We start from the raw sequence: 22,319 nt of genomic DNA, 5'->3' as shown, positions 1-22,319 counted from the left end.
CATACAAAGCTGCTAGAGCCTGTTGACCTAAGTTTAATTAAAAAGAAGTTTTGTTATAACGATTTGTTAGTTAGGGCGTGTTGATCTATTTAACACGCCCTCGCGATTTAACACTTAAGACGCTTTTTTATTTAAATTAATTTTTTCTTAAGTTTTCTTTAAGTTTCACTCGTTAAATTTAAACCCTGAAATATAAACAGGTTTAAATGAGCGAGCTTATGCAATTAGCCCACAGTTCTACATCATTAGGTTTAACACAAAATAACTGTCAGTTTATTAGTGCTCGTATTGATGATGTGCATCGAAAAAATCTCGAAAATACAGTAAAAGAAGGTTTTTTAGTTGCGTATAACGCTAAGCTTACTTCGTTTATGCCACTACTTTGCCAATACGTTACCGAGCAAGGAAAATGCACCTTAGGGCTAAGGCAAGCAACTTCGCCATTGTTTATTGAGCAATATTTAGCATCACCCGTTGAAGATTTTTTAGATGAGAGTATTTCTCGTAATAAAATTTTTGAACTTGGTAATCTTTGCTCTACAAATCGAAGGGCAACACTTGCACATTTTATTATTGTTAACGAAGCTCTGCAAAGTGTGGGAGCAAAACATTTAGTGTTTTGTGCAACCAGTAAAGTGCGTGCTTTATTGCGCTTACTTGGTGTTACGTGTACTGAAATTGCACTTGCTAGCAGTTTTGTAGTTGAGAACCCGTTAAAGTGGGGCAGCTATTACGCCAACCAACCAACAGTATGCATTGTGAGCCTAGAGCAAGCTCACCAACAAGTACTAAATACCCCAATGCTTTATAGTTTGATGCAGCAAAACCACTCAAATATCAATTCTTTGGTAAATGCATTGGTGAATGTATGAATTACTATAATACACATTCAGTATCGCCATTAATTATTGCGCATAATAAAGAGCAAACACTTGAAATTCACAGTGATGAGTTTAACCAGCAAATACAAAAAGTAGTAAAAATTCTACAAAGCTTTAACGGCAAATGTGTCGCTTATAAGCTCGATAATACGCCAGCTTGGCTTGTTATTGATGCCGCTACTGCGGTTTCTAATAAAGTGGCTGTGCCAATTGCTCACTTTTTTAGTGAACAACAAACTCAATCTGTACTAGCGCAATGCGGCGCTAATTTATTTATGAGCGACACACTAAACCCTTTACTCGGGGAGCCGACGACATCAATTACTTTATTTGAGTTTTACACATTATATATTTACGAAATCGTTGTAGCTAAACCCGTCAGTTATTTTCCAGAAACTCAAAAAGTAACGTTTACGTCTGGATCGACTGGGCAACCAAAAGGCGTGTGTTTATCTGCAAATAGCCAAATGCAGGTAGCTCAGTCTCTGTGCGATAAGATTAATATTAAAAAGCCTGTTCATTTATGTTTATTGCCGCTTGCTGTATTGCTTGAAAATATAGCCGGTGTGTATGCCCCCTTAAAAAGTGGCGGTACAGTGCATTTAATGCCGTTAGATGAATTAGGATTTGTTGGAACTGTATTAAAACAACCCGCACAGCTTATAGCTGCTATTGATAAAGTTAAGCCAAATACGCTTATTTTAGTGCCTGAACTATTAGCATGCTTAGTTGCTTTTGCAGAAGATGGGTGGCAACCGACTAGTTCGTTACAGTTTATTGCCGTAGGTGGTGCGCTTGTCAGCGAAATGCTAATAGTTAAAGCGCGTGGCTTAAACTTACCGGTGTACCAAGGTTATGGGCTTTCTGAGGCGGCATCTGTAGTTAGTTTAAATACGCCCACAAACGATAACCTCCAAAGTGCAGGTTCTGTGTTACCTCATATTCAAACCAAAATTGAAAATGGCCAGCTTTTTATAAAAGGCGATTTGTTTTTAGGTTACTTAAACCATCAACCACACGACAAAAACCAGTGGTATGCAACCGGTGATCTGGTCGAGCAGCATCAAAATACCTTATTTATTAAAGGCCGCCTAAAAAACCTAATTATTACTAGCATGGGTCGCAACATCAGTGCCGAGTGGCCTGAATCACTATTACTAAGTCAAAGCGGTATTTTACAAGCGGTTGTGTTTGGTGAAGGTCGACCTTTTTTAACCGCCATTATTTATGCCGATTCAAAGCTAAGTAACCCAGTGTTAGCTCAATACATTAACGCAATTAATAAGCAACTACCCGACTATGCACGAATTCAAAAGTGGCATCGTTTAACTGCCCCATTAAGTGTGCAACAAGGATTATTAACTACAAATAATCGCCTAAAACGAGATGCCATAAGTAAGCAGTACCATGCTGTGTTTGAGCAATTTTACCGACTTGGAGAAGTAATTAATGAGTGATTTTTTTAACACCCTCAAAGAGCAAACTAAACAAGAGCAAAACTACCTGCTTGCAGCGCCTATTATTCAGCGTGTTTTTAAAGGTGAAGCATCACTTGAAGAATACGCTTCGTTTTTAGCGCAAGCGTATCACCATGTTAAGCACACTGTGCCATTAATGATGTCGGTTGGTGCACGATTAACCGACGAACAAGAATGGTTGCGCGAAGCCGTCGCAGAATACATTGAAGAAGAGATTGGCCATCAAGAGTGGGTACTTAATGATATTGCAGCCTGTGGTTTTGACAAAGAAACAGTAAGGTGTAGTCAGCCGCAATTTGCTACCGAAATGATGGTGTCGTATGCGTACGACTCCATTGCACGTAAAAACCCATTGAGCTTTTTTGGCATGGTACATGTGCTTGAAGGCACTTCTATATCGCTTGCTGATGGCGCGGCTTCAAATATTGCAAGTGCTGTGGGCTTACCTAAAAAAGCATTTAGTTATTTAACCTCTCATGGCGCACTTGATATAGAGCATGTAAAGTTTTTTGAAAACCTAATGAATCAAATAACAAATGAGGCGGATCAACAAGCCATACTCCATGGTGCAAAGTGCTTTTATCGTTTATACGGCGATATATTTCGTGGGCTCGATGACGAACCGTTTTTTAAAGCAAGCGCACAAGGCAAATTGGCATGAGTAGCGCTTTATGTGTGCTAACTGGCGCAACCGGCGGAATAGGGCAAGCGATTGCTAAAGCCCTATATGCAAAAGGGTGGAAGTTACTGCTTGTAGGACGTAATACGCAAGACCTTGAAAAACTGAGCCGTGAATGCCCAGACAGTGAAATATTTACAGGCGACTTAACCGACGATACAACACGCATTAACTTAGCAATAAAAGCCAAGCAACTCGGTGGCGTTAGGTTACTTATTAACAATGCCGGTATAAATACAATGCAAAGCCTTGAGCACACAAGTAATGAGCAAATAGATAATATGCTTACTACTAATTTGTCGGTGCCTATTAAATTATGCCAGCTATTTTTAGGGCAATTAGCGTATACGAAAGGCACTATTGTTAACGTGGGATCATCGTTTGGCAGTATTGGCTACCCGTTTCAAACGCTTTATTGCGCCAGTAAATTTGGTTTACGTGGCTTTACAGAAGCGCTCTCGCGTGAGCTTAACGGCTCAGGCGTTAAAGTGACCTATTTAGCACCAAGAGCGACAGATACATCTATTAATAGCAGTAAAGCGCGGGCAATGAATAAAGAACTCGGTAATAAAATGGACTCGCCAGAATTAGTTGCTCAAGAGTTATTAGCACTTATAAATTCGAATCAAACAAGGCGTTTTATTGGTTTTCCTGAGAAATTATTTGCACGTATTAATGGCGCATTCCCAAGCGTTGTAGATAACGCTATTGCAAAACAACTTCCTAAAATTAAACGCTTTTTAAGTTAACAAACACACGAGGACAAGATTATGTATAAATTTACCCTAGCATTATCTCTAATACTAACAACTGTATTTACAACCGCAGTACACGCAGATGAAACACAAGACTTAACCTCTATTCAACAAAAGTGGGCAACTGCTAACTATGAACTTGAAGACGATGCGCAAATAGATGCGTTTACGCAACTAAGTGAGCAAAGCGCGTTATTTGTTAAAAACTATCCAGGTTCGGCACAAACACACATTTGGAATGGCATTGTGTTAGCCAGCTTTGCAGGCGCAAAAGGTGGCTTGGGCGCACTTGGTTTAGCAAAAGAAGCTAAAGCGTCACTTGAAAATGCACTCTCAATTGATGGTACAGCATTAAATGGCTCAGCTTACGCAAGTCTTGCAACGCTTTATAGCAAAGTACCTGGTTGGCCAATTGGTTTTGGTGATGACGACAAAGCTGAAAAATTATTTAAACAAGCCCTCGCTTTTAATCTCGAAGGCATTGATACTAATTACTTATACGGTGAATATTTGTATGACGAAGGCGATTATAAACAAGCTAAAGCACGACTACTTGTAGCACAAGCAGCGGGCATTCGTGATACTCGTGCAAAAGCAGATGAGTATCGCCAACAAGCAATAAGTCAGCTATTGGCAAAAGTAGATAAAAAACTAAAAAGATAAACACATAATGCATTTATTACTCGTTGAGGACGATCATTTAGTGGCGCAAGGGCTTATTCGCTCTTTGCGTCAAGAGGGCTACAGCGTAGAGCATAGTGGCACAGTTAAGCACGCCTTAGGGTGCCTTTCTAGTGGTGAGATTGAGCTTGTTATTCTCGATTTAGGATTACCTGATGGCGACGGCTCGCAAGTTTTAAAGCATATTAAAGCACAAAAAAAAGTTATTCCGGTGGTTATTTTAACTGCTCGCGGCAGTATTGATGACAAAGTCCAAGGGCTAGATATGGGAGCAGACGATTACCTTGCAAAGCCGTTTGATCCTGCTGAGTTATTTGCTCGATTACGTGTAGCAAGCCGGCGCATTAACCAAACACAATCAAGCTTATTGCGCTGTGGTGATGTAGTAATGGATACCTCTGCTCATACAGTTGCACTAAGTGGGCAATCACTTACACTACCACGAAAAGAATACATGCTTTTAAAAGCGCTGATGGAAAATCAGGGAAGGGTGCAATCAAAACAACAACTAGAAAACAAACTTTACCAATGGGGTGAAGAAGTCGGCTCTAATGCCATAGAGGTGCATATTCATCATCTTCGTAAAAAGTTCCCTAGCGATTTTATTAAAACCTTACGTGGCATTGGCTACGTGGTTGGTAAGCGTTAGGGTGTGTTTATCTTTCGAGGTTGAAAATGTCTATTCGTAAACGTCTGACCTTAATTTTACTTTCAATGATGGTGCTTACTTGTTTTTTAGCATTAGTAAAAGGCTATCAAAAAAGCATGCTCCACGGCGAAAACTTGCTTGATAATGAACTTAAAATAGTGGCTGGCGTTTTAATTGAGCAACCATTAGCACTAAGCACAAATGCAGTACAGGTAAGCAATAATAGTGCTCAGTTGTTGTATCAAATTTGGCAAAATAATAGTTTACTTAGTGGCTCATCGAGTTTAAAGAATAACCAAATTAGTTTTAGCGAGGGCTTTCAAACTGCCAATGTAGCAGGGCAGCGTATGCGAGTGTTTGTGATGAGAAAAAATACCCGTAAAGTCATCGTTGCTGAGCCTATGGCAAAGCGGTTTGAATTAGCTGAAGCCGTTATTTTATCTGCAATGTTACCTATGCTATGGGCTGTCCCTCTGCTTGCTATTTTTATAAGTTTTTTCGTTAAATACGCATTAGCCCCTCTTACTCGATTATCTAAGCAGCTGGCTACTCGCCAAGCAAACGACTTTACGCCAATTAACTGGCAGGTAACCGATGAAGAAATTAAACCTGTTATTAATCGTTTAAACGATTTATTTAAACGAGTAGAAACCGCTTACTTACGAGAGCGTTTTTTTGCCTCAGATGCAGCTCACGAATTACGTACCCCGCTTAGTAGTTTAAAAATTAATGTACATAATTTGGCTAATAAACAAAGTAATCTGCAAGACCATCAAGAATTACAAGCTATGTCGCAGGGCATTAATCGCTTAAGTAATATTGTTGAGCAAATGCTAATTTTAGGGCGCACTCAGCCTGAGCAATGGCAAAAGCAGTTTAGTGAACAGTCATTGCTAGCGATTACTCAGCAAGTCGTATCGGAGCAATACGACAAAATAGATGAAAAAAACCAAACTATTAGTCTTGAAGGTGACGATTTTGTAATTAATGGTGATGAGTTTACATTAACCACACTCATCGCTAATTTACTTAGCAATGCCATAAAATACACACCCAATAATGGTCAAATTATAATTAAATTAGTATCAAGTAATGACGGCTTTAGTTGGCAAATTGATGATTCTGGTGCGGGTATGACTGAAGAGCAAAAAGAGCGAATATTCAATCGTTTTTATCGCGTAGGTGGCGATCAGCATCCATCAGGCGAGCAAGGTGCCGGTTTAGGTATGGCGATTGTTCAACACATAATTGCTATTTATGGGGCAAGTATTCATTTAGCGAATAGTTATTTAGGTGGGCTAACCGTTAAGGTTACTTTTACGGGAGTAAAAAGTGACTAAACGTTTATTTAATCGGTGCCTTTGTTGTTTGTTATTTTTGTCGTTTAACGCGGCGAGTAAAGAGTATCTTATTATTTTAAAAGATCATTTGTTTTATCCCTCGCAAATTACCATTCCCGCGAATAAAAAAGTAAAACTATTGATAGAAAACCAAGATAGCACACCTGAAGAGTTTGATAGCTTTGATCTAAACAGAGAAAAAGTACTCTACCCAAACCGTAAAAGCATTATTTATATAGGGCCGCTTAGTAAAGGGTATTACGAATTTTTTGGTGAGTTTTCGCCCAATACAGCAAGGGGCGTTGTAATAGTTGGTGATGAGGAGGCGCAGCATGCTAATAACTAGTTTAGTCATGAGTCTTAATCAATTGCTACCTGTGGCTATTTTATTAGTGCTACTACAAGTGGTTAAAAAACAAAGCGCTTTAAAAATAGGATCTGCTTTACTAATTGGCGCGCTCATGTCGTTTATGTACATGCAAAGTGCATCATGGGTGAGCCAGTGGTTTGAACACCAAGGGCTAGAGTACTCACAAATAGGGCTATGTATTACTATATTTATAGCCGTATTAGTATTTGCAATAAAGCAAAAATCAGCGGCTTTTTATATTGCTGTTATAAGCACAATAACATTGTATTTAAGCCACTATATTATTTACCTCACCAGCTTTTGGCAAAGTAATGATGCAGGGCAAAGCTTATTTATTGGCACTTTATTAGGTGTTGGAATTTGTTTAAGTTTTAGTGTATTGCTGTACTTTTTAATGAATGCAATTAAGCACCGCTTTGGTATGTATCCGCTTTTTACTTTGCTTGCTTTTAACAGCGCGGCTAAGTTATTAGTTGCACTGGATTTGGCAAGCCAAATAGACTTAATTACCAACACCGCAACCGTGTGGGATTTACGCGATGTATTAAGCGAAAACTCTGAGCTCGGGCGCGTACTGCGTGCTCTTGTTGGTTACGAGGCCACTCCTGATTTAATGAGTGTACTTATATATAGTACAAGTAGCGTGATATTTTTATCACTTTGTTATGTTATTTCGGCTTCAATTTCTAAGGAACGTGTATGAAAGCACTCAACCTATATTTAGCGCTTAGCTTTACCGTTTTTTGTTTGTTGGTATTCTCAATCCAAGCAAAGGCCGATGGAATTGTTGTTGATAAGGTATATCACCCCTATGTTTTACCTTTTGAGCGAGAGTTTGAATGGCGGTTAGTGTCGCACCAAACAGATAGTGGCAACATACTAGCGCAGCGTTTGGGTGGTGGCGGTGCTATTAACGATACAATGGCACTGGAAGGCTATTTAGTTGGTGAGCGAGACGATAACGGCGACTTTGGTATAGAAGCTTATGAGCTTGAACTACGCTGGCAATTAATTGAGCAAGGTAAATTATGGGCTGATTGGGGGGCATTATTTGAGCTTGAAAAAAAACATAATGAAGATGTGTATGAAGCAACTTCGGGTTTTGTGATCGAAAAAGAATTTGGAAAAACGAGCCTTACACTAAACGCTTTTTTGGTTTATGAGTGGGGGCAAGACATTAAAAATGAATGGGAAAGCGAGTTTAGAGCACAATATCGCTATCGCTATCGTTCTGCTTTTCAGCCTTCTATAGAGGTTTACGTAGGTGAAGACTTTGTTGGTATAGGGCCTGGTTTTATAGGTTTACAGCGCTTTGATGGGCAAAAGCAATTAAAGTGGGAAGCAGGTTTCATCACTGAGATAAGCCAATCAGAAAAAAACCATAGTTTTAGGCTCGCATTAGAATTTGAATTTTAATAATAAATAAAAGCTGTTTTGGTTGTTATCATTCTGATTATAGATAGGTACTTGACATATTATTTAAACTCTATATAGTGGGCCGCAGCTAGAAAGAAAGCATGTAAGCTATAAATCTCCATTTCGATATAAGTAATACTTGTAGTTCCGTCCTGAAGTTTTTAAAGTACCATCTCATTTTTTGCTACACCCGCTCTTATGAGCATATTTTTATTTTTATTTCAGGATATTACAATGTCTAACATCGTATCAGGTACAGTTAAGTGGTTTAACGAGTCTAAAGGTTTTGGTTTCATCGAGCAAGAAAATGGCCCAGACGTTTTCGCACATTTCTCAGCAATCAAAAGCGAAGGTTTCAAAACTTTAGCTGAAGGCCAACGTGTAGAGTTTACTCTTTCACAAGGTCAAAAAGGTCCACAAGCTGATAACATCACAGCTGTATAATTTTACTTTTTAAGTAAAATGAAAAAAAGCGCTTAAGGCGCTTTTTTTGTGTCTGAAATTTGACTCAAACCAAACAACGCCCATTATCAATGTAAATTAGCTAAATGATATTGCTATTATTAAGCCCCACCTAATATTTGTTTTCTATTCTTCTAAGTCATTCTTCTAAGCCATTGCGCTAATGCAAGTGAGTTTAAGCTTGTAATTTATACTGAACATTTCTCCCTTATAATTTTAAAACGACAAAGATCAGCTTGTTGGTATTACTCTCGCTATTGTAAAAGATATTTGTACAGCTATTGATATAACCTACGAGATTGAATTGCTTCTTTGGAGGCGTGCTTATAATTTATACCAACCTGCATAAATCTTTGATCAATTTAACGAATTAAATTGCACTATAACGTCGTTAAAAATTTTTTATTTAGAACAACTAGATACAAAAATTTTTGCCTAGTTCTAGCGTAATTTCCTTAACGTTAAATAGACCTCATACATAAGCAGATTGGTATTAGTTCAAAAAGCCCCTCATTTAGGCATTGTTTCAATTGCTAAAAATACCGAACGTGAACCTCTATTTATTGGTATTAGTATAAATAATCCAAAATATGCAAAGCAGTTTTTTTTAAAATTGTAAGAGGTGATACATATGAGTTATTAGTAAATAAAATTGACTTTAAAACGGGTGAAAACTTACCGATTTATGGAGACAAAAAACAATTTATGGATTTTTTTTCAAAAAGAAAGATAGATCTAATTTCAGGTTCAAAAGTTACAATAAAGTATAGCTAGAGCTCTTTGGATATAAAGCAACTGACGTAGTGAAGTGCAAAAATCACTCCATCCTGAGTTTGCTGGTAATTACATAGCATTTAATAATCGGTACCTAAACCTATTATAAAGCGATTTAACAATGAGTATAAAAAGTTAAAAACGAAAGGTGACTTTGCTGCTTATAAATACCCCACTATTATTAATTTACCTTTCGTAAGGTAGCCCTTTATCTTTTTTTACTTTTAAAAATGCAGCTTGTAGTGCTTCAACTAAACGCATATCTGTTTTTTTATTCGCAGCTAAATAAGCATCAATTGTTAGCTCATCTATTTTATAAATAAACCTTAAGTGTGCTGGTTTGAGCTTTAGATAGTCGCTCATCTGCTGCATATATAATGGATCGTCTACAATTAAATCTACTTTTTTAGCTAATAGTAAAGAGTATGATTTTTGAATGTCAGAGGTTAAAACAGCTTCAAATCCAAGTTTCGTAAGGGTTTGTGTTGAAAAGTCATTGCGTTGCATTGCAATTTTATACACTTTTGCTTGTTCAGTATTATTAATAATAAGATCATTTCGCTCTGATAGGCCGATAAAGCCCAGCTCAAATCGTCCAACTGGTCCAATCCAATAAAATTTATTTTCTCGCTCTACAGTGCGTGCAAGGCTGTATATAAAGGTATTTTTTAACTCATCTGCAATTTTATAAGCACGTGCCCAAGGATACATTTGAATGTTAGGTGTGAGATCTGCCTCAGCAAATATATCCCTAATAAATTGAGTACCTTCACCTGCAACTTCGCCATTAATTAATACTTGGTTTGGTGGCGCTAACTCAGTTACAACAAGCAGAGTTTCCTTTGCTTGAATATACACGGAACAAGTAAAAAGAAGGGAATAAAGAATATATTTCACAATAGCGAATCGTCATTCGGTTAGCTTAAGTAATATAAGTGTGGCTGAAAATATGAAAAATACAAAAATTATTTATGTGAACTTGTTACTAAGATATTGGTTTATTTGAGTTATGTACAACTATAAAGGAGGCTAGATAGGTAAACGGCTTGAGGTCTGAAGTAATTGAAGCTAAAAAACTATGCTCTAAAACGATAAAAGGGCCTTGCGGCCCTTGGTGAAGTATCGTTCAAGTCAGATAGAGCTTTAACCCCTTAAAGCGCTATCCTCTTGTTTTGCAACACCGGTGTTCATCTCAATAAGTTTCTAAGCTAGCGAGAGGAAAAACCCAGCAATTGCTGCGCTCATAAGGTTAGCCATAGATCCTGCTAACACTGCTCTGAGCCCTAAGCGTGCGATATCCTTCCGCCTGCTAGGCGCCATACCGCCTAACCCACCTAGTAAAATGGCTATCGATGATAAGTTAGCAAAGCCACATAAAGCAAAAGTAACAATTGCTTGTGTGTGCGCACTTAACGTATCGCGATAATTTATAAAGTCTAAGTAAGCAACAAACTCGTTTACTACTATCTTTTGACCAATAAAGCTGCCGGCTATAATCGCTTCATCCCATGGCACACCTAGTAACCATGCGACTGGAGCAAATACATAACCTAATATTTCTTGAAGCGTTAATGTCGGGTAATCAAACCACCCGCCAATACCGCCTAATAAACCGTTTAATAGTGCAATTAGCGCTACAAAAGCAAGTAACATTGCACCTACATTAAGTGCTAAATGCATACCGTTTGCTGCACCTGATGCTGCTGCATCAATCACATTTACAGGCTTATCTTCGTCATCTAAGTCTAAATCAGCTAAGTTATCTTTAGGAGTTTCAGTTTCTGGCACAATCATCTTGGCCATTAAAAACCCACCTGGTGCAGCCATAAAGCTCGCCGCAATAAGATACTTAAGATCTACGCCAATAATTACGTAACCGGCCATTACAGAGCCTGCTACAGTGGCTAAACCACCTACCATCACTGCAAACAATTCCGACTTGGTCATTGTTGCTATAAATGGCTTAACTATTAACGGAGCTTCAGTTTGGCCTACAAAAATATTTGCCGTTGCTGAAAGCGATTCTGTGCGAGAGGTTTTCAATAATTTTTGTAAACCGCCGCCTAAAATCCTAATTATCCAATCCATAATGCCAAGGTGATATAACACAGCAACAAGTGCTGAGAAAAACACGATAACGGGCAAAACTTGAATTGCAAAAATAAAACCTAATGTGTCTTGTGAGGCAAGTGGACCAAATAAAAACCCAATACCATCATTAGCATAACCAATAACCGACGAAACGGCTGATGACATACTCGTTAACACATTTTTTCCTGCTTCGAAAAACAGAACAAAACCGCCAATAACAACTTGCATTGCAAACGCTATACCAACGGTTCTTAAATTAATTGCCTTGCGATTAGTTGACGCAGCAAAGGCAATGCTTAGTAGCACACACATGCCCACTAAGCTCATAAATGTTGTCATACAAATGTTTCCCGTTGTTATTCTTGTAGTAAATATTTAATTTTACTTTTTATTATATCAATCGCAACGCGGTTCATGCCGCCTCGAGTCACAACTAAATCAGCGTTATGCTTCGAAGGCTCAATAAATTGATAAAACATCGGTCTAACAGTTGCTTGATACTGCTCAACAACAGATTGTAATGTTCTGCCTCGTTGCTCCATATCACGTTGCATACGACGCATTAAACAAATATCTAAAGGTGTATCTATAAACACCTTAATATCAAATTCTTTATTAAGCGCTTTGTCACTCAATAGTAAAATACCTTCAACAATCAGTATTTTAGCAGCAGGCACTCGGCGTGTGGTTGCGCTACGCGTATGCTGTGCATAATCATACGTTGGTACTTCTACTGAGTTACCACAACGAAGTTGTGTTAAATGCTCAAGCATCAATGCATGTTCAAATGCATCTGGATGGTCGTAATTTGTTTGCGTACGATGAGCCATAGGCAAATGCGACTGATCCTTGTAATAAGCATCTTCTTCAATAATGGCGATAGCGCCTGGTTCAAGCTCATTAACCAATTCATTGTATATAGTTTGGCTAAAAAGAGATTTGCCCGACGCAGACGCGCCTGCAATAGCTATAATAGTAGTTCGTGTCACTAAAGTTCTCATCCACACAGAAAGATATATTGTTGGTAGATCACAATAGCAAAAAAGACACGATTAATCTCTTTTGCTTCGCTCAAGAGTGCAAATTTATAATGTTTAGGTTTTATGAAACAGGACTTTTGTCCTGTACGGAAAATTCGATCAGCGGATAAAGTAACCACCTAGAATCAAAGTGAGGTCAAAATGGCAAGAGCAATTATTTTAATGGCAGATAGCCTAGGAATCGGTGCAGCACCAGATGCAGATAAATTCGGCGATCTTGGGGCTAATACATTCGCTCACTTACTAAAAGCATATTACGACGAAACAGGCAGTGCACTGTCGCTTCCTAATTTATCTAAATTAGGGTTAGTAGACGCATGTGAAGCTGCCGGTGGCGAACCGTGTTTAATTTCAAACCGCCAAGCACCAGAAGGTGCATGGGGTTACGCTAAAGAAATCTCTAGCGGAAAAGACACGCCATCTGGTCATTGGGAAATGGCAGGCGTACCAGTGTTATTTGATTGGGGATATTTCCCAAAAACACAGCCAAGTTTCCCACAAGAATTTATAGACGAGTTTATAGCTCGTACAGGTATTCCTGGCATTTTAGGCAATTGCCATGCATCAGGAACTACCATTTTAGAACAGCTAGGTGAAGAGCACGTAAAAACAGGTAAACCAATCTGTTACACCTCAGCTGATAGCGTGTTTCAAATAGCCGCGCATGAAGAGTCATTCGGCCTAGAGAAGCTTTATCAAGTTTGCGAAATCGCACGGGCGCTACTTGATGAAATGAATATAGGACGAGTGATTGCGCGGCCATTTTTGGGTTCAAATAGCCAAGACTTTGCCCGAACGGGTAATCGTCGTGACTATTCAGTACTTCCGCCAGCACCAACATTGCTAGATGTACTAGCAAAAGACGGCGGCGAAGTAATTAGTATTGGTAAAATTTCAGATATTTACGCGCATCAGGGCATAACCCAAAAGCACAAAGCACCTGGGCTTATGAACTTGCTAGAAAAAACCAGCGAAGTAATGGAAAGCGCGTCAGATCGTAGCTTAATCTTTACTAACCTAGTTGATTTTGATGAAAAATTTGGTCATCGCCGTAATCCAGTAGGATACGCAAAAGCATTAAAAGAATTTGATGACTATTTACCAACTATACTAAATCAGTTAAAAGCAGATGACGTATTAATGATCACTGCAGATCATGGCTGTGACCCAACCTTTCCAGGTTCTGAGCACACTCGTGAATACGTACCTGTTATTGCATACCAGCCAGGTATGAGTAACACACCATTAGGTGAACGCAACAGCTTTGCAGATATAGGCCAAACACTGGCACAGTGGTTTAGCTTATCTGCGCTTGATTACGGCGACAGCTTTTTAAATGAGCTAAAAACGCCAAATAAAAAGGAAAACAATTAATGAGTACTCCGCATATCAGTGCAAACGTTGGTGATTTCGCCGAAACAGTATTAATGCCAGGCGATCCGCTACGTGCGCAATATATTGCTGAAAACTTTTTAGATGATGCAGTGCAAGTTACAGGCGTTCGTAACATGTACGGTTTCACTGGTACTTACAAAGGTAAGCCAGTAAGTATCATGGGTTCAGGCATGGGCATTCCATCAATGTCTATTTATGCACGTGAGCTAATTGTAAGCTTTGGCGTTAAAAATATTATACGTATTGGTACGTGTGGCGGTATTGGCACAGATATCAAAATTCGTGACGTAATTTTTGCACAAGGTGCAAGCACAGATTCAAACGTAAACCGTGCACGCGTACGTGGCTACGATTTTGCTGCTATTGCTAACTTTGACCTACTTTTAAACGGCGTAAACGCTGCTAAAGAGCTAGGCATTAAAGCAAAAGTAGGTAACGTATTCACAACCGACACATTCTATCAAGCAGATGACTCGTTCTATAAAGACTTAGACAAGTTAGGCATGCTAGCAGTAGATATGGAAACAGCCGGTTTATATGGCGTTGCAGCTGAATACGGCGCAAACGCAATGGCATTATTTACAGTAAGTGACCACGTAATCACTGGCGAAGCAACACCTGCTGATGAGCGTCAAAGTACGTTTAATGAAATGGTTAAAATTGCATTAGAGTCTATCTAATCAATAAAACAGTTCCTTGGTAACGTATTCACTAAGTTTTGGAGACACGCCCAAAGTGAAGTGAGACTAAACCTCCAAAGCCGCATTTATGCGGCTTTTTTTATGCCTGAAGAAAATGAGCAGCAGCCTCTAATTACTTAATCCAGCCATCCTAAAAACTATGTTTTTAAACGCCTGCAAGCAGCGCGTCTACAAGTGAATTTTAACCATAGTGTCAAATTTTGCAGGTAGGCGCAGAGCTTGCTCGCGCGAGAAGCGCAGTTTCTAATTACTTAATCACCCATTCTAAAAACTACGTTTTTAAACGCCTGCAAGTAGCGCGTCTACAAGTGAATTCTAACCACAGTGTCAAACTTGGCAGATAGGCGCAGAGCTTGCTCGCGCGAGAAGCGAAGCTTCTAATTGCTTAATCACCCATCCTAAAAACTATGTTTTTAAACGCCTGCAAGCAGCGCGTCTACAAGTAAATTCTAACTACAGTGTTAAGTTTTCCACGTAGGCGCAGAGCTTGCTCGCGCGAGAAGCGAAGCTTCTAATTACTTAATTACACAACAAACTTAACCTTTAAAAACAAAAAAAAGGCCAAAGCCCTTTTTTATGGTGTTACGCCTAATCATACAGGCCAAATACTGAGTGCTTAAACAATCTCACCCGCTACTATCGTATTAAAGCTGTCGTTGTCATGTAGGCTTGCAAATGCGCTCTCATGTAATAGCTCATTACGTAAGTTTGGAGAGTATTCAAGTGCCATTTTAATGTCGGCTAAGGCATCAGCATGCTTATGTGTTAGTGCATAAGCACATGCGCGTTGCCAATAGGCATAACCGTAATCACTGTCTATATCAATAGCTTGATTACACAGCTCAATGGCTTGTGCTGTTTCATTAATTTCTAGTAATGCATCGGCTTTATAAGCAATGGCTTCAACATCTTCTGGTTTGCGATTAAGTATTTCGTCAAAAATTTCAATCTTATTAGCAAAATCACTTTCTAGGTTGGCGCGCATCCACAGCGAATGAACTTCGTTAGTCACCGATATGCGCTCTTGGTTACTGAGTATTTCCTCAGATCGTACACGTAGTTTTTCTTCAAGAATTTTTAATCGGTCTTCATACTCGTCTGTAATTACACTCACACGTGTATTTACAATGTCTTCTACTTTGTTTTTAACATCGCGTAGTGAGTTCCAGCCCACTAAAACCAAAATAGAAGCCGTAGCGGTGATTATAAAAAATACATTATTAATAGTATCGGTAGTGTACGTTAATGCGCGGTCAGCAGTATCAAGCTGAGCATGGGTTACCTGTTTAGTTACATCTTCACGGAGTTTTTGTTGATCTTGCCTAACCGCTTTTAGCTCGTCGAGTATGTAGCGCTCCATTAGCGGTTTATACATAGGCTCTTTAAGTTGTTGAAGGGCTTGTTGCTCTTGTTGTGCTGTAGGTGAGGCAGGTTGTTTTTCAGCAGAATTCACTATGCCCGAAAACAAAGTTAAACAAACAAAAAGTACAGATAGGTAATAACGCATTGGTACGCCTAATTAAATTAATTACTGTAATAACTTTAACATGCAGGGCTTAATGGCACTAGGGCGCGTTGACTTTTCAGGATTAAAACTTATTCAATTTAGATAGGATCAATAATTGCGCAAAATTTTTAACTTGTTGAGTATAGCAAAATAGAGCGATACGACAGCATTTTGCTAATACTTAAGTGGTTTTAGGAAAAATAGGCAAAAAAAAGCCAGCTCAATATGAGCTGGCAAAAACTGCTTAAAACAACAATATGTCGTAGGGATTCACAGGAGAACAACTTCATACTAACTGAATCTTTCTGAACAAATACTTAATTCAATTCAATTAGTTAAAAATATAAGAATACTTTAAGTATTCGGTTTATAAAGTAAAGGTGCATTGGGCTTAAGTAATGCACCTTTATAATTATAACTATATAACTACAATTTCATGGTGAAGGGGGGTATTCCAATGTGGGCTTTAAATAAATCAAAGCCACTTTCAAACCCTTCATATACCATTACGCCGAAATTTTTCAATTCGATCACAGGTCTAGTAAAAAGATTAAGGTTAGTTTACTAATTTTGTATTTTACCCTGCAATACTTTACACGAGCGTCATCAGATTTATTTTTACTATTATTTAAAACGTAATTACAAAGCTATTGTTAAATACATCATTAGCAAAAGACCAATCAAAAATATAAATTGGAGCAATCGTTTTAAATAGTATGTTGAGGCTGGCGTAGCATAATTTATGCGCCTATATTAAGGATACGTAAGTGTTTAGGTAGGCACACTAAATAATAAGTAAGCCGATTAAATAAAAATAACCGTTACTTTTTAAAAAGTTATAAATACATAAGCAACAATACTGATTGATTAAGTATTTTACTTTTCCATTATAAGGATTCCAGAATGAGCAACCCTAAAGCAGGCCAATGTCCGGTCATGCACGGCAGTAATACTAAAACGTCTAATCCCAATACTGATTGGTGGCCAAATGCCCTAAACTTAGACATTCTTCATCAGCACGACACCAAATCAAACCCATACAATAGCGACTTTAATTATGCTGAAGCATTTAAATCAATCGATCTTGACGCGCTAAAAACAGATGTAAAAAGCTTAATGACCGATAGCCAAGATTGGTGGCCAGCCGATTGGGGACATTACGGCGGTTTAATGATTCGTCTAGCATGGCATTCAGCGGGTTCTTACCGTTTAGCCGATGGTAGAGGGGGCGGTGGCACAGGTAATCAACGTTTTGCACCACTTAACTCATGGCCAGATAACGGTAACCTCGACAAAGCGCGCCGTTTACTGTGGCCAATAAAGAAAAAATACGGTAACAAGCTTTCATGGGCCGACTTAATTATTTTAGCGGGCAACATGGCATACGAATCAATGGGTTTAAAAACCTTTGGTTTTGCAGGCGGCCGAGAAGATATTTGGCACCCTGAAAAAGACGTTTACTGGGGAGCTGAAAAAGAATGGTTAGCGCCAAGTGACGGCCGTTACGAAAGTGTAGATAAACCAGACACGATGGAAAACCCATTAGCAGCAGTACAAATGGGCTTAATTTATGTAAACCCAGAAGGTGTTAACGGTATACCCGATCCGCTTAAAACAGCGGCTCAAGTTCGCGAAACCTTTGCCCGCATGGCAATGGATGACGAAGAGACCGCTGCATTAACTGTGGGCGGCCATACTGTAGGTAAAACACATGGTAACGGTAAAGCTGAAAACTTAGGCCCAGAACCAGAAGCTGCAGACATACACGAGCAAGGCCTTGGCTGGAATAATACAACAACACGCGGAATTGGCCGCGATACTGTTACTTCAGGCCTTGAAGGTGCGTGGACTACACACCCAACCACATGGGATAACGGTTACTGTTACTTACTTCTAAACTACGAATGGGAACTGACTAAAAGCCCAGCAGGCGCTCATCAGTGGGAGCCTATTAATATTAAAGAAGAAGACAAACCTGTTGATGTAGAAGATCCATCAATTCGCTTAAAGCCAATGATGACTGATGCTGATATGGCCATGAAAGTGGACCCTGAATATCGCAAAATCATTGAACGTTTTAATAACGACTTTGAATACTTTTCAGATGTGTTTGCGCGAGCATGGTTTAAACTAACTCACCGCGACTTAGGCCCTAAATCATGTTACTTAGGCGCCGACGTACCAAGTGAAGACTTAATTTGGCAAGATCCAATTCCAGCCGTTGATTACACATTAACAGACGACGAAATTAGCAATTTAAAAACGACATTATTAAATTGTGGTGTTAGTGCCGCTGATTTAATAAATACAGCTTGGGATAGCGCACGTACTTATCGTGGTTCTGATAAACGTGGCGGCGCAAATGGTGCACGCATTCGTTTGGCACCGCAAAAAGATTGGCAAGGTAATGAGCCAGAACGTTTAGTATCAGTACTTAGTGCGCTTGAAAAAGTGCAGGCAGGCTTGAATAAACCAGTTAGCATCGCCGACTTAATTGTTTTAGGTGGTACAGCAGCCGTAGAACAAGCTGCAAAACAAGCGGGTGTTGATGTAAACGTGCCGTTTGCATCAGGTCGAGGAGATGCAACAGACGAAATGACTGATGCAGAATCGTTTGATGTATTAGAACCAATCCATGATGGTTTTAGAAATTGGTTGAAAAAAGATTACACAGTATCAGCTGAAGAGTTATTACTAGAACGTAGCCAGTTAATGGGATTAAGTGCACCAGAAATGTCGGTACTTATTGGTGGTATGCGAGTACTAGGTACTAACTATGCTGGCAGCGAACATGGCGTATTTACAAATAGCGTAGGTTCATTAACCAACGACTTCTTTGTAAACTTAACTGATATGTCAAATCGTTGGGAGCCGGTTCAAAAAGGCTTATACAATATAGTTGACCGTAAAAGTGGTACGACTAAATGGACGGCAACACGCGTTGATTTAGTATTTGGATCAAACTCTATATTGCGCGCACTTGCTGAGTTTTATGCACAAGACGATAACAAAGAGCGTTTTGTACATGACTTTGTAAATGCATGGGTAAAAGTAATGAACGCAGACAGGTTCGATCTTAAATAATCTGTACGCTAAATAAAAACGGGGGAGTAATAACTTACTCCCCCGTTTTTTAATATTTGCCATACCGTTAAACAAAGCTGCCTTTTTATAAAAATTGACAACTTACGACCCATATCCCAGATTAAATAAGCGGTGATAGAAAGCTATTTTTGCATTAAATTTTGCACACAGCACCACTCAGTATTGCTCACAAAATATCGTAATCTATCTAAGTCATATAAAAGTTAGGCATTAAAAAAGGCGGCAAAAGCCACCTTTTTGTATAAAACAATAAAACTTATAGAAGTGCAAAAAGCTTTTGTAGTTGTGGCATATATTCGCTCACAAGTTCAAGGTTGCTTTCGCTTACTAAAGAATCCGTAGACTCCGCAGCTGCGCTTGAAGATTTACCAAACGAACCCATTAACGAGCTAGCGCCACTATCTTTAGCACTTTTAAGGCTTTGCAGGCCGCCCATTACTTTAGTTGCCGTTTCTTGGTTATCAGCAGAAAGGCCCGATTTAAGATTTTCGATATAAGCCATTGATACTTCAGAACCTACCGTTACTAGCTGCTCTGGCGTAAAACCATAACGGTTTGTAACACCCGCGAAGCTTTTGTACAGGTCTTGTTCTTTAATCATGCTTAGTGCGCTATTAGCTAAAGAGCTTTGTTCGCCAACGCTTTGCTCTGCAGAACCACCTAACATACTTGCTAAATCTAAGTCTTTTAACGACTCTTGGCTGCTTGCCCAGCTAGTTACAGCAGGTAATGCTTTCATGTAGCTTTGTAATTGGCCTTCGCTAATGTCTTCTGCAAGGCTTGAAAAACTCATTGCTAATAAGCTAAGTGATAAAAGTATTTTTTTCATTGGGCATTTCCTGTTGTTTAATTAACGCTATTTAAAACTAAATGTAAGCGCTTGCCAATACAAAACTAAAGTATTAGGGGGATTTAGGCTATAAAGTAGTATAAATACTTTAAAGTCCTATAACTTAAGCTGATTCAGCACAAATATAGTTACAAATGATATAATGCATTTTTGACAAATAGAGCTGAACACAATGTTAACAATTTCAAATACTGTCACTATCGATGAATGGGAACTAGAGCTCACGGCTATTCGTTCGCAAGGTGCCGGTGGTCAAAATGTTAACAAAGTGGCAAGTGCAATTCATTTACGCTTTGATATTAACCGCTCTAAATTACCTGACTTCTACAAAGAACGCTTGCTTGCCTTAAATGATTCAAGAATCACCAAAGAGGGCGTTTTAATAATTAAAGCGCAAAGCCACCGTACACAAGAGCTAAACCGAGAAGATGCCCTTAAACGTTTAAAAGATTTAATACTCAGTGCTACCGTTGTCAATAAGGCGCGTCGTGCCACCAAGCCTAGCCGTAATTCACAGCGCAAACGTATGGATAAAAAAACTAAACATGGGCAAAACAAAGCGCTACGCGGCAACATTAAGTTTTAGTTTTAAACGGTATAAATACAATAGAGAGGGGACTTGATGTCTAAATGTAGGCGCTATTTTTACATCCTACAGCGTGCATAAAAATATAAGTGAGGGGTCTCCTCACTTATATTTAATAGCTATTAATGTCTACTTAGCCATTTCTAAATCAGATTCTGCATCCGCCAGCATTGCAAATTCTTCGTCCGCGCTTTTAGCAACTAAGTGTTTTGAACTATAGCCAAAGTAATAAGCTGCACCCACAATAAACAGCACCATAGTGTATAAAAATGCACGAGGGTCAAATGCATACACACCCGTTAATGCTATAAGCGAAAGCACTAAAGCAATACTTGAAGTAACTACACCACCAGGAGTTTTGTACGGGCGAGGTAAATCAGGTTGTTTAACGCGTAGCAAAATATGACTCAGCGCCATTAATGCATACGATACCGTTGCTCCCACTACAGCCATTGCGAGTATTAAGTCACCCTCGCCACTGAGTGATACTAAAAAACCAAATACTGCCGGTACAATTAACGCACGTGCTGGCACTTTGCGATTAGTAGTAATAGACAACGAACGCGGTAAATAACCAGCTCTAGATAAAGCAAACACTAAGCGACTATAACCATAAATTATAGAAAAGAATGAAGCGACTAACCCCGCAAGCCCTAATATATTTACAACGGTTGCTAAGCCCTCACTACCCGATGCGTTTAATGCATCAACCAAAGGCACTGCACTTGCGCCCATTGCAGCCGCACCGCCAGCACCTGGTACTAAAACTACCACTAAAAATGCAGTAAATAACAAAAAGATCATTGCACCAATTATGCCTTTAGGCACATCTTTAGCGGGATCTTTTGCTTCTTCTGCAGCAAGCGGTACACCTTCAACCGCTAAAAACAACCACATGGCAAACGGTAATGCAGCCCAAACTCCGTACCAACCTAAAGGTAAAAACTCACTGGCTCCCACTGCATCGGTTACGGGGACGTCAAATAAGCGTGATGCATCAAAATTTGTGATTAATACAAATGCGGTCGCAATAATAGCTAATACCGCTAAACCACTTATTACCATCATTACTTTAAGTGCTTCTCCCACGCCTGCTAAATGAATGCCCACAAATAGTAAGTAAAATAATGCATATACCCATGGGCCATTAAATCCGGTAAGGGCTTCAACTGCAGATCCTATAAAAATAACAATAGCAGCGGGCGCTAAGGCATATTCAATTAATACGGCAAGTCCGGTTAAATAGCCTCCCGCGGGCCCGATAGCTTGACGCGCAAAACTATAACCACCGCCTGCAGCAGGTATTGCAGCTGACATTTCAGCAAGCGACAATACCAGCGCTAAATACATAACTGCCATTAATACTGCTGCAATGGCAAAGCCACCCCAACCGGCTTCGGCAATACCAAAGTTCCAGCCTGCAAAGTCACCCGATATTACATACGACACCCCCAAACCTGCGAGTAATAACCATCCCGCAGTACCCCGTTTTAACTGTCTTTTAGCAAGGTACTCTGTATTATTAGTAGACATAACCCTTCTCCGTTGATGTTTAGTTT

At 39.3% G+C, this 22,319-nt stretch carries 21 protein-coding genes; 15 read left to right on the top strand and 6 right to left on the bottom strand.

The features are described from left to right. The first annotated feature begins 218 nt into the window (after positions 1-218). The 11 genes from WNY79_RS14185 (at position 219) to WNY79_RS14135 (ending at position 8,693) form a co-directional block, all read left to right on the top strand. Positions 219-872 carry a thermostable hemolysin gene (locus tag WNY79_RS14185; protein WP_024599437.1) on the top strand — a complete coding sequence of 218 codons (654 nt, stop codon included), beginning with the start codon at positions 219-221 and terminating at the stop codon, positions 870-872. Beyond that, positions 869-2,338 (top strand): AMP-binding protein, encoded by a 1,470-nt coding sequence (locus tag WNY79_RS14180; protein WP_342876163.1) that lies wholly within the window; start codon positions 869-871, stop codon positions 2,336-2,338. The genes WNY79_RS14185 and WNY79_RS14180 overlap by 4 nt, the downstream gene beginning before the upstream one ends. Continuing rightward, positions 2,331-3,020 (top strand): iron-containing redox enzyme family protein, encoded by a 690-nt coding sequence (locus WNY79_RS14175; RefSeq protein WP_342876162.1) that lies wholly within the window; start codon positions 2,331-2,333, stop codon positions 3,018-3,020. The genes WNY79_RS14180 and WNY79_RS14175 overlap by 8 nt, the downstream gene beginning before the upstream one ends. Continuing rightward, entirely contained in the window at positions 3,017-3,787 is a 771-nt protein-coding gene (locus tag WNY79_RS14170; protein WP_342876161.1) for an SDR family oxidoreductase, read from the top strand. The genes WNY79_RS14175 and WNY79_RS14170 overlap by 4 nt, the downstream gene beginning before the upstream one ends. 21 nt (positions 3,788-3,808) lie before the next feature. Then, the gene (locus tag WNY79_RS14165; RefSeq protein ID WP_342876160.1) at positions 3,809-4,456 is read left to right on the top strand and encodes a hypothetical protein; all 648 of its coding nucleotides are present in this window, start codon (positions 3,809-3,811) and stop codon (positions 4,454-4,456) included. A gap of 7 nt (positions 4,457-4,463) precedes the next feature. Beyond that, positions 4,464-5,123 (top strand): response regulator transcription factor, encoded by a 660-nt coding sequence (locus WNY79_RS14160; RefSeq protein WP_342876159.1) that lies wholly within the window; start codon positions 4,464-4,466, stop codon positions 5,121-5,123. A gap of 26 nt (positions 5,124-5,149) precedes the next feature. Next, a complete protein-coding gene (locus tag WNY79_RS14155; RefSeq protein ID WP_342876158.1) occupies positions 5,150-6,463 on the top strand; it encodes an ATP-binding protein in 1,314 nt (437 codons plus the stop codon). Then, complete coding sequence (locus WNY79_RS14150) at positions 6,456-6,809, top strand: cupredoxin domain-containing protein (RefSeq protein WP_138490154.1); 354 nt, start codon at positions 6,456-6,458, stop codon at positions 6,807-6,809. Before WNY79_RS14155 ends, WNY79_RS14150 begins: the two co-directional genes overlap by 8 nt. After that, positions 6,796-7,536 carry an iron transporter gene (locus WNY79_RS14145; protein ID WP_138490155.1) on the top strand — a complete coding sequence of 247 codons (741 nt, stop codon included), beginning with the start codon at positions 6,796-6,798 and terminating at the stop codon, positions 7,534-7,536. The genes WNY79_RS14150 and WNY79_RS14145 overlap by 14 nt, the downstream gene beginning before the upstream one ends. Beyond that, positions 7,533-8,249, top strand: coding sequence for a hypothetical protein (locus tag WNY79_RS14140; RefSeq protein WP_342876157.1), 717 nt, complete (start codon positions 7,533-7,535; stop codon positions 8,247-8,249). The genes WNY79_RS14145 and WNY79_RS14140 overlap by 4 nt, the downstream gene beginning before the upstream one ends. 234 nt (positions 8,250-8,483) lie before the next feature. Then, a complete protein-coding gene (locus tag WNY79_RS14135) occupies positions 8,484-8,693 on the top strand; it encodes a cold-shock protein (protein WP_002959120.1) in 210 nt (69 codons plus the stop codon). Between the two features lie 978 nt (positions 8,694-9,671). Here the strand turns inward: WNY79_RS14135 and WNY79_RS14130 are convergent. The 3 genes from WNY79_RS14130 to udk form a co-directional block, all read right to left on the bottom strand. Continuing rightward, entirely contained in the window at positions 9,672-10,382 is a 711-nt protein-coding gene (locus tag WNY79_RS14130) for a transporter substrate-binding domain-containing protein (RefSeq protein WP_024599427.1), read from the bottom strand. 306 nt (positions 10,383-10,688) lie between these two features. Next, positions 10,689-11,915: a NupC/NupG family nucleoside CNT transporter gene (locus WNY79_RS14125; protein ID WP_024599426.1), complete on the bottom strand. Its 1,227-nt coding sequence runs from the start codon at positions 11,913-11,915 to the stop codon at positions 10,689-10,691. A gap of 17 nt (positions 11,916-11,932) precedes the next feature. Further along, on the bottom strand, positions 11,933-12,565 hold the full coding sequence (udk, locus tag WNY79_RS14120) for a uridine kinase (protein ID WP_007583533.1): 633 nt from the start codon (positions 12,563-12,565) through the stop codon (positions 11,933-11,935). Between the two features lie 192 nt (positions 12,566-12,757). Between udk and WNY79_RS14115 the strand changes: the two genes are divergently transcribed. Continuing rightward, a complete protein-coding gene (locus tag WNY79_RS14115) occupies positions 12,758-13,990 on the top strand; it encodes a phosphopentomutase (protein WP_342876156.1) in 1,233 nt (410 codons plus the stop codon). Next, positions 13,990-14,691, top strand: coding sequence for a purine-nucleoside phosphorylase (gene deoD / locus WNY79_RS14110; protein ID WP_024599424.1), 702 nt, complete (start codon positions 13,990-13,992; stop codon positions 14,689-14,691). Before WNY79_RS14115 ends, deoD begins: the two co-directional genes overlap by 1 nt. 637 nt (positions 14,692-15,328) lie before the next feature. On the opposite strand, the gene WNY79_RS14105 is transcribed toward deoD, so the two are convergent. Continuing rightward, entirely contained in the window at positions 15,329-16,219 is an 891-nt protein-coding gene (locus WNY79_RS14105) for a tetratricopeptide repeat protein (RefSeq protein ID WP_076924928.1), read from the bottom strand. A gap of 903 nt (positions 16,220-17,122) precedes the next feature. On the opposite strand from WNY79_RS14105, the gene katG reads away from it, so the two are divergent. Further along, positions 17,123-19,303 carry a catalase/peroxidase HPI gene (gene katG / locus WNY79_RS14100; protein WP_342876155.1) on the top strand — a complete coding sequence of 727 codons (2,181 nt, stop codon included), beginning with the start codon at positions 17,123-17,125 and terminating at the stop codon, positions 19,301-19,303. Between the two features lie 277 nt (positions 19,304-19,580). On the opposite strand, the gene WNY79_RS14095 is transcribed toward katG, so the two are convergent. After that, positions 19,581-20,153: a hypothetical protein gene (locus tag WNY79_RS14095; protein WP_024599422.1), complete on the bottom strand. Its 573-nt coding sequence runs from the start codon at positions 20,151-20,153 to the stop codon at positions 19,581-19,583. A gap of 193 nt (positions 20,154-20,346) precedes the next feature. On the opposite strand from WNY79_RS14095, the gene arfB reads away from it, so the two are divergent. Further along, positions 20,347-20,760: an alternative ribosome rescue aminoacyl-tRNA hydrolase ArfB gene (gene arfB, locus WNY79_RS14090; protein ID WP_024599421.1), complete on the top strand. Its 414-nt coding sequence runs from the start codon at positions 20,347-20,349 to the stop codon at positions 20,758-20,760. 129 nt (positions 20,761-20,889) lie between these two features. On the opposite strand, the gene eat is transcribed toward arfB, so the two are convergent. After that, entirely contained in the window at positions 20,890-22,293 is a 1,404-nt protein-coding gene (eat, locus tag WNY79_RS14085; protein WP_170071551.1) for an ethanolamine permease, read from the bottom strand. Positions 22,294-22,319 lie beyond the last annotated feature (26 nt).

Source organism: Pseudoalteromonas sp. AS84 (assembly GCF_038900255.1).
Classification (GTDB): domain Bacteria; phylum Pseudomonadota; class Gammaproteobacteria; order Enterobacterales; family Alteromonadaceae; genus Pseudoalteromonas.
Note: the sequence above shows the minus strand (reverse complement) of the source record. Positions and strands in the feature narration are given on the sequence as shown.

Coding starts and splice junctions, on each gene's coding strand:
- WNY79_RS14185 (WP_024599437.1), top strand. CDS start 219: ATGCAATTAGCCCACAGTTCTACATCATTAGGTTTAACACAAAATAAC.
- WNY79_RS14180 (WP_342876163.1), top strand. CDS start 869: ATGAATTACTATAATACACATTCAGTATCGCCATTAATTATTGCGCAT.
- WNY79_RS14175 (WP_342876162.1), top strand. CDS start 2,331: ATGAGTGATTTTTTTAACACCCTCAAAGAGCAAACTAAACAAGAGCAA.
- WNY79_RS14170 (WP_342876161.1), top strand. CDS start 3,017: ATGAGTAGCGCTTTATGTGTGCTAACTGGCGCAACCGGCGGAATAGGG.
- WNY79_RS14165 (WP_342876160.1), top strand. CDS start 3,809: ATGTATAAATTTACCCTAGCATTATCTCTAATACTAACAACTGTATTT.
- WNY79_RS14160 (WP_342876159.1), top strand. CDS start 4,464: ATGCATTTATTACTCGTTGAGGACGATCATTTAGTGGCGCAAGGGCTT.
- WNY79_RS14155 (WP_342876158.1), top strand. CDS start 5,150: ATGTCTATTCGTAAACGTCTGACCTTAATTTTACTTTCAATGATGGTG.
- WNY79_RS14145 (WP_138490155.1), top strand. CDS start 6,796: ATGCTAATAACTAGTTTAGTCATGAGTCTTAATCAATTGCTACCTGTG.
- WNY79_RS14140 (WP_342876157.1), top strand. CDS start 7,533: ATGAAAGCACTCAACCTATATTTAGCGCTTAGCTTTACCGTTTTTTGT.
- WNY79_RS14135 (WP_002959120.1), top strand. CDS start 8,484: ATGTCTAACATCGTATCAGGTACAGTTAAGTGGTTTAACGAGTCTAAA.
- WNY79_RS14125 (WP_024599426.1), bottom strand. CDS start 11,915: ATGACAACATTTATGAGCTTAGTGGGCATGTGTGTGCTACTAAGCATT.
- WNY79_RS14115 (WP_342876156.1), top strand. CDS start 12,758: ATGGCAAGAGCAATTATTTTAATGGCAGATAGCCTAGGAATCGGTGCA.
- deoD (WP_024599424.1), top strand. CDS start 13,990: ATGAGTACTCCGCATATCAGTGCAAACGTTGGTGATTTCGCCGAAACA.
- WNY79_RS14105 (WP_076924928.1), bottom strand. CDS start 16,219: ATGCGTTATTACCTATCTGTACTTTTTGTTTGTTTAACTTTGTTTTCG.
- katG (WP_342876155.1), top strand. CDS start 17,123: ATGAGCAACCCTAAAGCAGGCCAATGTCCGGTCATGCACGGCAGTAAT.
- WNY79_RS14095 (WP_024599422.1), bottom strand. CDS start 20,153: ATGAAAAAAATACTTTTATCACTTAGCTTATTAGCAATGAGTTTTTCA.
- arfB (WP_024599421.1), top strand. CDS start 20,347: ATGTTAACAATTTCAAATACTGTCACTATCGATGAATGGGAACTAGAG.
- eat (WP_170071551.1), bottom strand. CDS start 22,293: ATGTCTACTAATAATACAGAGTACCTTGCTAAAAGACAGTTAAAACGG.